Annotated in this window: 11 protein-coding genes; 3 read left to right on the top strand and 8 right to left on the bottom strand. The window is 72.9% G+C overall.

Going from position 1 to position 15,079, the window contains the following annotated elements; translation table 11 throughout:
* Window positions 1–56: 56 nt before the first annotated feature.
* On the bottom strand, window positions 57–275 hold the full coding sequence (locus tag JOC24_RS05740) for a hypothetical protein (RefSeq protein ID WP_205019010.1): 219 nt from the start codon (window positions 273–275) through the stop codon (window positions 57–59).
* A 175-nt stretch (window positions 276–450) separates the two neighbouring features.
* On the opposite strand from JOC24_RS05740, the gene JOC24_RS05735 reads away from it, so the two are divergent.
* Window positions 451–1,212, top strand: a complete 762-nt coding sequence (locus JOC24_RS05735) for an HAD family hydrolase (protein WP_205019009.1) — start codon at window positions 451–453, stop codon at window positions 1,210–1,212.
* On the top strand, window positions 1,212–3,641 hold the full coding sequence (locus JOC24_RS05730) for a glycoside hydrolase family 65 protein (protein ID WP_205019008.1): 2,430 nt from the start codon (window positions 1,212–1,214) through the stop codon (window positions 3,639–3,641). Before JOC24_RS05735 ends, JOC24_RS05730 begins: the two co-directional genes overlap by 1 nt.
* A gap of 78 nt (window positions 3,642–3,719) precedes the next feature.
* Here the strand turns inward: JOC24_RS05730 and JOC24_RS05725 are convergent, their stop codons facing one another.
* The 3 genes from JOC24_RS05725 to JOC24_RS05715 all read right to left on the bottom strand — a co-directional run bounded on the left by JOC24_RS05725 (window position 3,720) and on the right by JOC24_RS05715 (window position 7,652).
* On the bottom strand, window positions 3,720–4,412 hold the full coding sequence (locus JOC24_RS05725) for a class E sortase (protein WP_205019007.1): 693 nt from the start codon (window positions 4,410–4,412) through the stop codon (window positions 3,720–3,722).
* 78 nt (window positions 4,413–4,490) lie between these two features.
* Entirely contained in the window at window positions 4,491–6,155 is a 1,665-nt protein-coding gene (locus JOC24_RS05720; RefSeq protein ID WP_205019006.1) for an ABC-F family ATP-binding cassette domain-containing protein, read from the bottom strand.
* Window positions 6,156–6,533: 378 nt separating this feature from the next.
* Complete coding sequence (locus JOC24_RS05715; RefSeq protein ID WP_205019005.1) at window positions 6,534–7,652, bottom strand: NADH:flavin oxidoreductase; 1,119 nt, start codon at window positions 7,650–7,652, stop codon at window positions 6,534–6,536.
* Window positions 7,653–7,926: 274 nt separating this feature from the next.
* On the opposite strand from JOC24_RS05715, the gene JOC24_RS05710 reads away from it, so the two are divergent.
* The gene (locus JOC24_RS05710) at window positions 7,927–8,808 is read left to right on the top strand and encodes a sulfurtransferase (protein WP_205019004.1); all 882 of its coding nucleotides are present in this window, start codon (window positions 7,927–7,929) and stop codon (window positions 8,806–8,808) included.
* A 184-nt stretch (window positions 8,809–8,992) separates the two neighbouring features.
* On the opposite strand, the gene JOC24_RS05705 is transcribed toward JOC24_RS05710, so the two are convergent.
* The 4 genes from JOC24_RS05705 to JOC24_RS05690 form a co-directional block, all read right to left on the bottom strand.
* Complete coding sequence (locus tag JOC24_RS05705) at window positions 8,993–11,080, bottom strand: serine/threonine-protein kinase (RefSeq protein WP_205019003.1); 2,088 nt, start codon at window positions 11,078–11,080, stop codon at window positions 8,993–8,995.
* A 36-nt stretch (window positions 11,081–11,116) separates the two neighbouring features.
* Complete coding sequence (locus JOC24_RS05700) at window positions 11,117–13,318, bottom strand: protein kinase domain-containing protein (protein WP_205019002.1); 2,202 nt, start codon at window positions 13,316–13,318, stop codon at window positions 11,117–11,119.
* Window positions 13,319–13,322: 4 nt separating this feature from the next.
* Complete coding sequence (locus tag JOC24_RS05695) at window positions 13,323–14,249, bottom strand: protein kinase family protein (protein ID WP_205019001.1); 927 nt, start codon at window positions 14,247–14,249, stop codon at window positions 13,323–13,325.
* Between the two features lie 347 nt (window positions 14,250–14,596).
* Window positions 14,597–14,833 (bottom strand): hypothetical protein, encoded by a 237-nt coding sequence (locus JOC24_RS05690; RefSeq protein ID WP_205019000.1) that lies wholly within the window; start codon window positions 14,831–14,833, stop codon window positions 14,597–14,599.
* Window positions 14,834–15,079 lie beyond the last annotated feature (246 nt).

Here is a 15,079-nt window from a genome sequence, read left to right as displayed (position 1 = left end):
GTCCCCCGGACGAGGCCGGCCCCGCCGTTCGGATCAGATCCGACCGCGAACGTCCCTCACCGGCCGACGGAGCCCAGGTCCCGGGCGGCGCCGGACGATGCGCCGGACTCCGCCTCGTAGCTGTGGCACTCAGGGTTGTGACACGGTCCGGGTCCCCAGTGCGGGACGTAGATGCCGAGGGTCTTGTGCCGCGCCAGCGTGGTCGCGACGGGCTGCTTGCAGGCCGGACACACGTACTCCGCCTGTCTGTCGCTCTGAAGCTTGGTTCTGGCCATGGTTTTACGGTAGCTCCGAAGGGGACGTAGAGACACCTTTGCGACTTTTTACCGTGGTCGCCGCGAGAGCCTGCCGTCGGAGCGGCGGATCCGCCCCGGTGGCCACAAGGAGCGGTCCGGACGGGAACCTGGTGCCATGGAACGGGGGACGCCTCGACGAAGGGACCACCCGGTCATGGCACGCGCACCGTCACCGGCCTCAGTCCTGCTCTCCGTACACGCCGTGGTCTTCGACACGGACGGCGTGATCACCGACTCCGCCCCCGCGCACGCCTCGGCCTGGAAGGTCGCGTTCGATGCCTGTCTGGACACCCATGAAGGGCAGCGGCCCTTCGACGGGACGGAGGACTACCGGCGCTACGTCGACGGCCGGTCGCGCATGGACGGCGCCGCCGCCTTCCTCGCGTCCAGGGGGCTCGACCTTCCCGAAGGCAGCCCCGACGACTCCCCGGGCACGGGGACGGTGTGGGCCGTCGCCGCGCGCAAGGACGAGGCGTTCACCCGGAGCCTGCGCACCCGACCGATCGCGGTCTGGCCCGGGACGGTCCGCCTCCTGCACGTGCTGCACGACGCCCGTGTGCCGTTCGCCGCGGCGTCGGCCTCCCGGCACGCGACCGAGCTGCTGGCCGCGGCGGGTCTCCTCGACCTGTTCACGGCGGTCGTCGACGGGAACGAGGCACGCCGCCTGGACCTGCCGGGCAAACCGGACCCGGCACTGTTCACCGAGACGGCCCGGCGCCTGGGGGTCCCGCCCGGGGACACCGCCGTCGTGGAGGACGCGCTGGCAGGGGTGGAGGCCGGCCGGCGGGGTGGGTTCGGGCTGGTCGTCGGCGTGGACCGGTCGGACAGCCCCGAGGGCGCCGCAGATCTGCGCCGTCACGGTGCCGACCTCGTGGTGGCCGACCCGGGGGACCTGCTCATCAACGGGGAGGACTGATGGCGCGCGGCTGGATCTGGGCGTACGAGGGATACGACCCGGAGAAGGAGCGGCTGCGTGAAGCACTGTGCACCCTGGGCAACGGCTACTTCGCCACCCGGGGCGCCGCGCCCGAGACACCCGCGGGCGAGGCGCACTACCCGGGTACGTATGTGGCCGGCTGCTACAACCGGCTGACCTCCTCCGTCCAGGGCCGCCGGGTCGAGAACGAGGACATGGTCAACCTTCCCGACTGGCTGCCGCTGCGCTTCCGCATCCATCCCGCCGGCGCCCGCCCCGGCCCGTGGCTCACCCCCGACCACGACCACCTCGTGGACCACCGGCAGTCGCTCGACCTGCGTGCCGGGACGCTGTCCCGGCACTCGGTGTACGAGGACCGCAAGGGCCGGCGGCTGACGGTCGGGCAGGAGCGCCTGGTGCACATGGGCGATCCTCATCTCGCCGCGCTGCACACCGTGTTCACCGCCGAGGGCTGGTCGGGGGAGCTGGAGGTGGAGTCGGGGATCGACGGCGACGTGCGCAACGCGGGAGTCGCGCGCTACCGGGAGCTCGCCAACCGCCACCTCGCCGGGTGGGAGACCGGCGCGGAGCCGGAGCAGGCGGTGTGGCTGCGCTGCCGCACCGTGGAGTCGGACATCGGTGTCGCGCTGGCCGCCCGCACCGTCGCCTCCTGCGGTCCGGAACGCAACGGCGAGCACCGGGCCGAAGCCCGGCAGGAGCCGCGCGCGGTCCACCAGACGCTGCTGCTCCCGCTGTCCCCGGACTCCGACGCGGTCGTCGACAAGACGGTCGCCCTCTTCACCTCCCGGGACCCGGCGATCGGCAGTCCGCTGCGGGCCGCCGTGTCCGCGGTCGAAGGCGCTCCGCCGTACGCCCGGCTGCTGGCCTCGCACCGCCGGGCCTGGGCGGATCTGTGGCAGCAGGTCAAGCTCGAGGTGCCGGGCGAGCCCGGACGCATCCTGCGGCTGCACCTCTTCCACGTGCTCCAGACCCTTTCCCCGCACACCGCGGAACTCGACGTCGGCGTGCCCGCCAGGGGGCTGCACGGGGAGGCGTACCGGGGGCACGTCTTCTGGGACGAGCTGTTCGTCCTGCCCTTCCTGAACCTGCATCTTCCCGAGATCTCCAGGGGGTTGCTCGACTACCGCCACCGGCGGCTGCCCGCTGCCTGCGCCGCCGCGCGCGCGGCGGGCAGGGCCGGGGCGATGTATCCGTGGCAGAGCGCCGACGAGGGGCGCGAGGAGACCCAGGAGGTGCATCTCAACCCCCGCTCAGGGCATTGGCTGCCCGACCGGTCACGGCTGCAGCACCATGTCGGGACGGCGGTGGCGTACAACGTGTGGCAGTACTGCCAGGCGACCGGCGACACGGAGTACCTCTACTCCAAGGGCGCCGAGATGCTGATGCAGATCGCCCGCTTCTGGGCGGACAGCGCCGAGTGGGACGAGACCGTCGGCCGCTACCGCATCCGGGGTGTTGTCGGGCCCGACGAGTACCACGACGCCTATCCGGACTCCGACGCGGCGGGGCTGGACGACAACACGTACACGAACGTGACGGCGGCCTGGGTGCTCGCACGGGCCGGTGAGCTCTGTCGCGACCTGCCCCCGAGCCGCCGCCGCCAGCTCCTCGAACTGATCCGGCTGGACCCGGCGGAACTGGACCGCTGGGACGACGTCTCCCGACGGCTGCACGTGCCCCACCACCGCGGTGTCATCAGCCAGTTCGACCGGTACGGGGATCTGGCGGAGCTGGACTGGGAGGGGTACCGGGGGCGGTACGGGGACATCCGGCGCCTCGACCGGATCCTGGAGGCGGAGGGCGACACCGTCAACCGTTACCAGGCGTCGAAGCAGGCCGACGTGCTGATGCTCGGCTACCTCTTCTCGCCCAAGGAACTCGCCGCCCTGTTCCGGCGGTTGGGTCACGAACTCGACGACGAGACCTGGCGGACCACCGTCGACTACTACGTGGGGCGCACGAGCCACGGCTCCACGCTCAGCTCCCTCGTCCACGCCTGGGTGCTGGCCCGGGTGCACCGCGACGACGCATGGGCGTACTGCGAGGAGGCGCTGATCGGCGACGTGGCGGACATCCAGGGCGGTACGACCGAGGAAGGGATCCACCTCGGGGCCATGGCGGGCACCCTCGACTTCGTACAGCGCGGGATGACCGGCCTGGAGACACGTGGCGACGCCCTGTGGCTCGCGCCGGCCACGCTGCCCCAGCTCTCGAAGTTCCGGATGCGGCTGCGGTTCCGCCGGCACTGGGACGTCGACCTGCGCCTGCGGGCCGAGCGTCTGCGGATCGCCGTGCCGGACTCGGAGCGCCCGGGCGTAAGGGTCAGGCTGGACGGCAGCGCGTACGTCGTCGACCCGGGTACGGCGCGGTGGCTGGAGCTGCCGACCGACATGCCCGGAGGTTCGTGAACGGCCCCGCCGCCACGGCCGGTCGGTGCGGCCGGTCCGTGCGGGCCGGTTCAGCGGGCCCGGGGCAGGCGGGGTGGTTCAGGCGGGCCGGGAGGACACGAGCACGCCGACCCTGTCGATGCGGTGCTCAGGATTGTGGTGGGCGTCGCGCCAGAGGTTCCCGGCAGCGTCGTCCTCGGGAGTCGCGCAGGAGGAGAGGGTGATCATCGCGCGGGTCGGCTCCTCACCGGGTTCGCCCGGCACCTCGGCACGCTGTTCGGCGAGCGAGCGCTCGGACCGGAAGGATGTCTGCCGGTTCTCGGTGATCCGGTACTCGTAGACCGTGCCGCCCTCCGTGACGAGGACCGCGTCGCCCTTCTCCAGCGCGGGCAGCTCACGGAGCGGGCCGCCGGCGGAGAGCCGGTGGGCCGTCACGAGGTAGTTCCCGATCTCACCCGGCCCGACGCCGCCGTGTTCGCCGTACGGGCTTGCGGCCACCCCGCGGTCCTGGATGCGGGTCCCCGGCCCGTCGTCCGTCGTCCCCTCGTACGGAACGACGCGCAGGTCCGTCACTCCGATCGACGGGATGGTGAGCTCCGCGGTCTCCGTACGGGGGGCGGTCCGGTCGGACGGCGGTCCGGTGGACCGGCCCGCGGGTGCCGCCACCGCCGCCGCGGCGACCGGGGGAGGCCCGGTGGCCGCCGCCACGGCCGGGCCGCCGGCCGCGAGCAGGACGACGGCGACGCCCGCGAGGGCCCGGGGAACGTCTCGGAGGACATGGGGACGGTGCATGGCGTGATCCGGATCGGTGGCCGGTGGTGTCCGGGGCGGGTCCTGGCGTCGACCCGCACCCTTCCAGTACACCACCGGCTACACGATCGCGTCGGGTGCGCCCAGCAGCTCGCGCACCTCCTCGGCTCCCAGCTCCGTCAGTTCCTCCCCCACGAGCAGCCAGCGGGTGATGCCGACCGACTCGAGGAACGCCAGATCGTGCCCGGCGATCAGCAGCGCGCCCTCGTAGGCCCCGAGCGCGCTCGTCAGCTGCCGCACACTGGCCAGGTCCAGGTTGTTGGTCGGCTCGTCCAGCATCAGCAGCTGCGGTGCCGGTGTGGCGAGCATCGTCGCGGCGAGGGCGGCGCGGAAGCGTTCACCACCCGACAGCGTGCCGGCCGGCTGCTCGGCGCGCGCTCCCTTGAACAGGAAGCGGGCCAGCTGCGCCCGGATCTCGTTGTCGGTGGTCCCGGGCGCCGTCCGGGCCACGTTCGCGGCGACGCTCAGCCCGTCGTCCAGCACGTCGAGGCGCTGCGGCAGGAAGCGCAGCGGCACATGGGTCCGGGCCTCGCCGCACGCAGGCGCGAGCTCCCCGGTGAGGGTGCGCAGCAGTGTCGTCTTGCCCGCCCCGTTGCGGCCGACGAGTGCGACGCGTTCCGGCCCCTGGACGTGGAGCGAGCCCTCCCGCAGCCTGCCGAAGCGGGGGGTGAGCCCCTGCACGCTCAGCACCGTACGGCCCGCCGGAACGGCGGTGTGCGGGAGCCGCACCCGGATCTCGGCGTCGTCCCTGACCGCCTCCGACGCGGTGTCCAGCCGCTCCCGCGCGTCCTGGAGCCGGTCCTCGTGCAGCCCGCGGAGCTTGCCCGCCGCCTCCTGGGAGGACCTCTTGTGCGCCCCGGCGACGATCCTCGGCGCACGCCGCTCGGCGTCCATCTTCTTGTTGTGCCGCTGGCGGCGGGCGACCTTGGTACGCGCCTCCTCCAGCTCGCGCTTCTGACGGCGTACGTCGGACTCGGCGGCCCGCACCATGCGTCCGGCCGCTTCCTGCTGGGTGGCCAGGGCCTCCTCGTAGGCCGACCAGCCGCCGCCGTACCAGCTCACCGAACCGGCGCGCAGATCGGCGATGCGGTCCACCCGTTCCAGCAGGTCACGGTCGTGGCTGACGACGACGAGCACGCCGGAGCGCCAGGACTCGACGGCTTCGTACAGCCGGCGGCGCGCGAACACGTCGAGGTTGTTGGTCGGCTCGTCGAGGAGCAGGACGTCGGGGCGCTCCAGCAGCAGTGCCGCCAGCCGCAGCAGCACCGTCTCGCCGCCGGACAGCTGACCCACGGTGCGGTCGAGGCCGATGTCGCCGAGGCCGAGCGACCCCAGGGTCGCCAGGGCCCGTTCCTCGACGTCCCAGTCGTCGCCGACCGTCTCGAAGTGCTCATCGGCGACGTCGCCGGCCTCGATCGCGCGCAGCGCCGTACGCCGCTCGGTGATGCCGAGGGCGTCCTCGACGCGGCGGTCCGTGTCGAGGGTGATGTTCTGCGGGAGGTGGGCGAGGTGTCCGCCGACGGCCACCGAGCCCGCGGACGGCTTCAGCACGCCGGCCAGCAGCCGCAGCAGGGTGGACTTGCCCGATCCGTTGGTCCCGACGAGCCCGGTGCGGCCCCGGCCGATGCTGAGGGACAGCCCGTCGAAGACCTCGGTGCCGTCCGGCCACCGGAAGGACAGGGCGGAGCAGCTGAGGGACGCGGCGGGGGTGGTGGGATGGGTCATGTGGTCCTCGCAGTCGCAAGCGTGTGAACAGGGGCTTCGTGTGCGAGCACCACGCGGCGACCGGCCGGGAGAGGAGAGGGGTGCGGTCCTCCGGACGACGGGGGACGGTTCATGCACCGAGGTCGCATCCACGCGGTGGGTCACGCGGCGGCAGGAGAGCCGACAGGGCGTGACGGGCTACGGCAGGGGCCGTACCGCGCGATGATCGCGGACCTCAGATGCGCAACGTCCACCTCTATCGGAGACGACAGGACCTGAAAACCCTACCCCGGACCCGGCACGGGGGCGCCTGATTTCTCCGGACCGGTCGCCGCGCCGGAGGACGCCGAGGGGGCACGCCAGGATGCTCACCCGCCGTGCCCCCGGCCCCGCGCCCGGTCAGCGCAGGGTCTTCAGCATCTCCGCCCCGAACGGCGTGATGTCCTCCGTGCGCCCGCGCAGGGTCTTCGCCGCCCACTCGGGGTCGGCGATCAGCGCACGGCCGACGGCGACCATGTCGAACTCGTCACGCTCCATCCGGTTCAGCAACTGGTCGATGCCGGTGACCGAGGAGCTGTTGCCCTGGAAGGCGCCGAAGAAGTCGCCGTCCAGACCGACCGAGCCGACGGTGACCGTCGGCCTGCCGCTGATCTTCTTCACCCACCCGGCGAGGTTCAGGTCGGAGTCGTCGAACTCCGGCAGCCAGTAGCGGCGGGTGGAGGCGTGGAACACGTCGACACCGGCCTCGGCCAGCGGCGTGAGGAGGGTGTCGAGTTCCTCGGGCGTCCCGGCCAGCTTCGCCTCGTAGGCGTCCATCTTCCACTGGGACATGCGGAAGAAGAGGGGGAAGGAGTCGGAGACGGCCGCGCGGCACGCCGCCACGATCTCCGCCGCGAAACGGGTGCGGGCGACGATGCCGCCGCCGTACGCGTCGGTGCGGCGGTTACTGCCCGACCAGAGGAACTGGTCGATCAAGTAGCCGTGTGCCCCGTGCAGTTCCACCCCGTCGAAGCCGAGGCGCTCCGCGGCGGCCGCCGCGTCCGCGAACGCGGCTATGACGTCGTCGAGGTCCTTCTGCGTCATCGCGCGGCCCTTGGGCTCGCCGGACAGGGACACGCCCGACGGGCCGACCGGCTCGGCGTCGGCCACGGGCGGTGCGCCCTCGGCGCGCGTGACACCGACGTGCCACAGCTGCGGAACGATCGCCCCGCCCTCCCGGTGCACGGAGTCCACGACTCCCGCCCAGCCCGCGAGCGCGTCCTCGCCGTGGAAGAGCGGGACCCGGTCGCTGGTGCCCGCGGAGGCGTGGTCGACGTAGGTGCCCTCGGTGATGATCAGTCCCACGCCGCCGGCGGCGCGGCGGGCGTAGTAGTCCGCGACGTCCTGGCCCGGGACGCCGTTCGGAGAGAACTGCCGGGTCATGGGCGCCATGGCGATCCGGTTCCGGGAGGTCAGTCCGCGGACCGAGAAGGGGCGCGAGAGAGCGTCTGTCGCACGGCGGGCGTTCTCGTCTGTCACTGCGTGTCCTGTTCGTCGCGTGGGGGCAGATCCATCCCTCGCCAACATGCGCACCCGGCTCCGGCATCCCGACGCCGGACCCGATGTGGCCAAGATCTCCCCGACCGGTCGGCCGACGGCCCGCAGGATCCGACGCCGGGTCGGGGCCGCGCCTGGGCGGGCTCCGCGGCAGACGGGGCCACGGAGGAGGATGTCGCAGCCGAACTCGAAAGTGCGGCGGGCCGGTTCTCCGACAGCAGCCGGTGGCGGCCCGCCGATTCCTCCGGAGGTGCGCATGAGCACGACGACACACGCCGACACCAATGACGCCGGGCCGTACGGCCCCCTCGTCGGGGCCGGCCCGCAGGCCGGGCTCGGGGAGGGCGTGGTCCTCCTCGACGCCTCCGTCGGCGCCCACCGGGGTGCGGCCGTGCGCATCCCCGGGGCCCGTCCCTTCGACCTCGACGGAGAGCTGTCCGACCACGCCTCCGCCGTGCCGCACACCATGCCCGGTACCGAGGAGTTCACCGAGGCGCTGCGGGCGCTCGGCGTGCACGACACCGACACGGTCGTCGTCTACGACGCGCAGGGCGTCTACTCCAGCGCCCGTGCCTGGTGGATGCTGCGCGCCATGGGCTTCGACAGGGTCGCCGTCCTCGACGGCGGTCTGCCCGCCTGGATCGCGGCGGGCCGTCCGGTCGAGCCGTCGCCCGCCGCGTACGACGGGCCACGCGGCACCTTCACCGCCCGGCCCCGGCGAGGTCTGGTCGTGGACGCCGGCGCTGTCACCGCCGCCCTCGCCGACCCGGCCGCCGCCGTCCTCGACGCCCGCACCGCGGAGCGTTACGCCGGTACGGCGCCCGAGCCGCGCCCAGGTCTGCGAGGTGGTCACATGCCGGGTTCCGTCAGCCTCCCCTTCGGAAGGCTCCAGCGGGACGGCGGTGTGATGCGGCCGGCTCACGAGCTGCGCACGGTGTTCGAGGCGGTGGTGGGGGGCCGCGAGCGGCTGTACTTCAGCTGCGGCTCCGGGGTCACCGCCTGCGTCCTCGCGCTGGGGGCCGCCTTGGCCGGCTATCGCGACCTCGCCGTGTACGACGGTTCGTGGAGCGAATGGGGCCTGCCATCCGACCGCCCGGTGGCCACCGGCGAGGCCCCCGGGGCATTCGGCCCACGGTGACCGGAGGGGGTCACGGCGGGCAGCTCACCGACCGAGGGCGGAGCTGCCGCACGGGCGGCAACCACACTGCCCGCAGCGGACGTCGGCATCTCGGCCACGTCCGTTCGGCACCTGGCTGCGGGTCGGCTCGTCCCCGGCACCCCCGTACGGTGACGGGCCGGAGGTCCGGGCGGTGACCGTACGCTCAGAACACCGGCAGGGCGACGAGCGACCCCCTGTTGAGCAGGAACACCCGATTGCCCGCGCCTGCCGCGTGCCAGGGCCCTTCCGAGTCGGGTTCGTACGTCCACATGAGGTCGCCGTCCGATTCGCTGCCGGGGTTGTTCCCGAAGGCCGACACGCCTGACGAGGTGCCCCCCTCGACGATCCAGAGGGTGTGTCCCTGGACGACCGGTGGTGTGCGGGACGGGACTGTGCCGTCCGGCCACGAGATGAGTCCGCTGTCCGTACCGGACGCCTTGTCGACCCTGTAGAGGCGGCCGTCGTCGATGGCGGCGATGTGGTCGTCGGTCGTCACGGGAGAGCCCCACCCGTCCTGATCGGGGTTCAACGACTGCGAAGACGCCGACCAGACCTCGTCCCCGGTCTCCAGGTCGAGCGCCAGGAGTGACTTCCCGCCGACGTAGACGAATCGGCCCTCGACGGCGGGGGTCAGCGCCGTCCCGGCATGGCCGCCCAGCTGCCAGGCCGCCTCGCCGTTCGCCGAGTCGAGGGCGAAGTAGGACCCGTCCGCCGTGCAGACGACCAGCCGGCCGGGCGCGGCGGCGGCCACGGACGCCGGGTCGACGACGACGCCCGCGGGGGCGCCCGCGGTCCAGCGGACCTCGCGGTCCTCGGTGCCGACGGCAGCCACCTCGTCGTCCTTCGTCAGGACGTACACGAGCTCCGCGTCGGGTGCTGTGGCCAGCAGCCGTCGCGCGCTCGCCGGGACGCTCCACTTCTGCTCACCGGTGGACGCGTCGAAGGCGAGGACGTTGCCGTCGGCGTCGGCCGCGACGAACTCCCCGGCCGTCAGCCGCAGGAAGCCCGCGGACGGGGACACCTGCGGAAGCTTCCACTTCTGCCGGCCGTCGGTCACCCGGTGCGCCGTGAGTCCTCCCGACAGTCCGGCGACCATGACGACGTCCCGCACGGGCAACAGCACGGACGCGCTCGGAGCGGCGGCCTTCAGCGGCCCCCACAGCGGCGTCGGCGGTGCCCCGCGCTCGTACTCGTCGGGAGTCAGCAGCTTCGCCGGCGCGGCGTCCGCGGCTTCGGGCAGACCGGGCCCCCTGTTCAGCCACCAGGCCGTCGCGCCTCCACCCACTGCCAGTACCGCTCCGCCTGCGGCGAACGAGGCGAGGAGGCGCCGCCGTGACGGCCTCGCCTCCGGAACCACGGTGTTCGGCAGCGTGGTGAACCGCTGTGCCCGCGTTTCGTACTCCTTGATCTGCCTGCCGACAACTCCGCTCCTCCACAACCGGTTCGCGCCACGAGGGGCTGCGAACGCCTGGATGACCGCGGAGGGGTGGGGACGGTGTGCGGCCTCCTTGGCCAGGCAGGGTGCGATGAGGGGGCGGAGCGCCTGCGGCACGTCCTGGAGGGCGGGGCTTCCGTGCACCACCTCGTACTGCACGGCCGCGACGTGCGTACCTCCGTACGCCTGCCTGCCGCTTGCCGCGTACACCAGGACCGCACCGAGGGAGAACACGTCGGCCGACGGGCCGACGCGCTGCCCCAGAATCTGCTCCGGTGCCCCGTATCCGGGGGTGGCGGGTGCCTGGCCCGTGGTGGTCAGGGTGAGGCCGTGCTCGGGGCGTGCGATGCCGAAGTCGATGATGCGGGGACCGGACGAAGTGAGCACGATGTTCGCCGGCTTGAGGTCGCGGTGGACCAGCCCCACCGCGTGGATCTCCCGCAGGGTCGATGCCAGGGCCCCTGCCAGCGCGCGTACGCCGGCGTCGTCCAGCGGCCCGTGCTCCGTGATCGCCTGCTCCAGGGTCGGCCCCGACAGGTACTCGGTGGCGATCCAGGGCCGTCCGCCCTCGGTCTGCGAGCCCACGACGCGTGCCACGCCGCTGCTGGTCACCGCCTGTGCGGTCTGTGCCTCGCGCAGGAACCGCCGGGCGAGGTCGCGGTCGTGCGCGAGTTCGGGACGCAGCACCTTGACGGCGGCGAGGCGGCCTGAGCTGTCGTGACCCACGTACACCTTGCCCATGCCGCCCTCGCCGAGTACTCCGGCGATGCGGTACGGCCCCAGCCGGATCGGGTCGCCGAAACCGAGAGGTTGCATGGTGTGAGCCGAGCCCTTCGTGGTGATGGGTGGAGCCTAGGAGGAGGCATGGTCCGACGGCTCCAGCGGAAGGGCCACCGTGGGTCCTTCGCCGATGCCGACGAGCAGCCCGCCGGTGATCACGGCGCTGAACTTGTCGAGACTTTCGGGGTGCAGCCAGGCGGTCTCACGGGTCCGGAGATCGATCGCGCGCAGCCCCGCCCTGGAGTGCTTGTAGACGTGCGTGTCGCCGACAGTGGGCGCCACCTTCAGCTCGTGCCCGGACGCGACGGGGCTCTTCTCCCGCCACAGGAGCTCGCCGGTGTCCGCGCCGATGGCCACGAGAGTCCGGTCTCCGTCCGCTTCCACCGCGTAGACGACTCCGTCCTTCACCGCCGGGGGACCGTACGCGGTCTGCTTCGCCCCCTGGTAGCTCCACGCCTCCTTGCCGTCGGTCATGCGCCATGCCCGCACCGCGTCCGAGGCGGTGTAGAGGTGCTTGGCGTCCGCGGCGACGGGACTGCGGGCGGCATCCACGGCGTCCAGACCGAGGGGCGCCCGCCAGACGACGGTCCCTGTGCGCGTGTCGCAGACGAGCGCGTCGACCCCGCCGGATTCCGTACGGAAGAAGAGGACCAGGCTCGAGCCGGCCGTTCGCACACCGGTCACCCAGGGGAACTCCTCGGGGAAGGCCGCGTCCAGGACCAGTTCGGTGCGCCGCTTGCCGGTCGAGAGCGAGAAGGAGGCGATGATCCAGCCCCGCTCGGGCCCGACGCCGCTCGACTCTGCGGTGTCCTCCTTGCGCACCCGTGCCGTGAGCAGCCACGCGACGTCACCGACGACGGCGAGCAGCTGGTTGCCCACCAGTTTCCCGTTGTACGCCTTGTCGGTGACGACCGGATCCATCAGGGCGCCGTCCTCGATGTCGATCTGCGCGATGCGCAGCCCTTCCCCGGGGTCCAGGGAGTAGTCCACCGCGAAGACCCTGGATCCGTCCGTGGCGACGTCCCAGGAACTGAGCACCTGGTTGCCGGACCACAGGTTGCGTCCGCTCGACGTCTCGACGGCGCTCACCCCGTCGTCGGTGGTGACGATCAACTTGTCGCCGACCACCATCGGACGCCCCAGCCTGTCGGCTGCCGCCGTCACGATGTTCCTCCGCCACAGAGGTGCGGGTGCGCCGCCCGAGCCGGCGGACGTCGGTGCGTCCGGGCCCCGGTCCCGCGTCGCCGCCCACACGCCTGCGCCGATCGCCGTCGTGGCCAGCAGGGAGCCGCCGCTGATGCTGAGGAGCTTGCGGCGGCTCAACCCGGGCGGGGTGGTGGCCAGGACGGTCTCGGCGGCTGAGTGATCGACGGGAGCGGGAAGCCGCTCAGGCCGGTACTGCCAGACCTCCGAAGCCCGCCTGGCTATGTCGGCCAGGAGAGCGTCGGGCAGGTGGTCGGCGAAGTGGCCCTGGCCGTCGTGGAGTTGTGTGACGAGATCGTGAGTGGTGGGCCGTCCGGCCGGATCCTTGGACAGACAGGGGCCGAGGACCGCGGCCAAACCCTGGGGAAGGCCCGTGAGGTCCGGGTCGGCGTAGCGCACCCGGTAGAGCAGGTCCGCGGGCTGCCCGGTGCCGAACGGCCCGTGGCCGGTGGCGGCGTAGAGCAGGACCCCCGCGAGGGCGAACACGTCGCCCGCGGACGTGTGTTCCTGTCCGACGGCCTGCTCGGGGGACATGAAGGCGGGGGTACCGGCGGCCGACCCGGCACGGGTGAGGCGGTCGTCACCGGACGCGCGGGCGATGCCGAAGTCGATGATCTTCGGGCCGTAGGCGGTGACCATCACGTTCGAGGGCTTCAGGTCGCGGTGGACGACATCGGAGGTGTGGAGTTGCGCGAGGGCCCCGGCGAGTGCGGCGCCCAGGGCGCGGACGGACTCCTGGGGCAGGGGGCCGCAGAGTTCGACGGCGTCGTCGAGGGGCGGACCGAGGACGTATTCGGTGGCCAGCCAGGGGGAGGGCGCAAGGGGGTCGGCGTCGACGACGACGGCGCCGTGGTGGCCGCCGATGATGCGTGCCGCGTCCGTCTCCAGGCGGAAGCGGGTGCGTGCCGCCGGGTCGTTCGCGATGGACGGGTGCATGGTCTTCAGGGCGACGGTGCGCCCACCCGCCGAACGGGCCAGGTAGACGGTTCCCATGCCGCCGTGGCCCAGCCGTGCGAGCAGCCGGAAGCCGGTCGGGCCGGCCGGATCGTCATGGGTCAGAGGGGAGAGCATCGCGTCAGATCCTGGCCGTCGGTGGGAGCGGAGTACGGACTTCCGCGGCGAGGACCTCCGCGGACTGGCGCGCGACGGCCGCGACCACCCGGCTCGGCAGCCAGCCAGGGCCGAGCAGCACACCGGCCGAGTCCAGGACCGTTGCCGTGGGGGTGGACGCCACTTGGGCCAACGCGCCCACCAGTTCGGACGCGGTCGGCCGGGCGGCGGCGTCGCGCGTCAGGCAACGCGCGACCGACGACCGCAGTGAGGCGGGGAGTTCCGTGGCGTCGGGGACGGTGTGACCGGTCGCCGCGTATGCCAGGACCGCGCCCAGCCCGTAGACGTCGCCGGGGGGCCTGGGCCGCCCGCCCGACGCCTGCTCGGGGGGCAGGCTGCCCGGCTCCAGCCCGGGCAGGCCGGTGCGCTGCTCACCGTCCGGGGCAGCCGTGCGGACCGCGCCGAAGCAGCTCAGACGCGGTCCGTTCCAGGCGAGGAGCACCGAGGCGGGGGACAGGCCGGCGTGCACGATGCCGACGGCGTGCGCGCCGGCAAGGGTCTCGGCCAGGGCCGCGCCCAGGGCGCGGACCGTCCGCTCGGGCAGCGGGCCGCCGTGTACGGCGAGAGCCACCGGGAGCGGGAGCAGGGGAAGGTACGGAGAGGCGTACCAGGGAGCCTCGGACGGGGAGGCCAACTCGGCGACGGGCAGCACCCACGGGCCCATGAGCCGGCGGCCCGCGTCGGCCTCGACGAGGAAGCGCTCCGGATCGGCGCCGTCGAGCGGTGCGCTGATGAGTACCGTGCGATCACCGTCCGCGCTGCGTCCGACGAACCGGCGCTCAGGCACCGGGGGTTGGCCGGGACCGCTCGCATCGATGCGGGTGATGAGGTGGTACGGGCCGATCCGTCGCACCCCGTCCGGGCGCGAGCGTTCCGTGTGCACTCGTTCCATATGCGAATCCCCCCACCCGTGACAGCCGCCAGACGAGACTACCGGCGCGACGGCGGGGGCGGTCGGGAGGGTTGCGACGGGGCCTCAGGAGCGGATCGCCGAGTGGGGACGGAGCCGGAGCGCGCCTCTCGGGCGGTGGCGCCCGCAACGGGCCGTGGCGCCCGCGACGGGCCGTGGGACGGTCGCCGCGGGCTGTACGTGCCCAGGTGTGCCACCCGTCGTCCAGTCGTCCCGCCGTCCAGTGGGCACGTTCTGCGAGAGTCCGCCGGTGTCGGTCTGCCGGTCTGCCGGACCGGGAGGTTCGCGAGGATGTCGCTCAGGGCAGCGGGGCGGACGCGTCGAAGCGGTCAGCACCGTCGATGCCACCACGCCAACTCCGGTTCTGACGCCGGGTCGTGGTGCGTGCGCTCCAGCAACACCGCGTCCAGGCGCTCGATCTTCGCCCGCAGTTCGGTGGCAGCGCGGGGCGGAAGCATCAGCAGAGCCTCCGCCAGCTTGTCCCGTGCCCAACCCTCACCGCAGCAGGGGCAGGTGAACTCCGCCTCCGGCCGACTCCAGCGGCGCTCGGTGCCATGGACACGCACGGACCATACGCTCAGTGCCACTGACACGATGCCCGGAGACAAGCGCTCCCGTTCGAGCACGCGGACGGCGGCATTCGCCGCCCCCGACAGGCCCGGGACATCGCGATACCGCACCCAAGGGCTTCCCCGGCCGCGTTCGCGCGGTCGAAGTGAAGCCGGTGATCTACGCGGCACGGTCCCTTCGGATGCAAGTCATGGGTGCATGTTCCCACAGGCCGGGGGCCGCCGGGGCAGGGTTTCGCGCGA

Source organism: Streptomyces sp. HB132, assembly GCF_016909575.1.
Lineage (GTDB): Bacteria > Actinomycetota > Actinomycetes > Streptomycetales > Streptomycetaceae > Streptomyces.
Note: the sequence above shows the minus strand (reverse complement) of the source record. Positions and strands in the feature narration are given on the sequence as shown.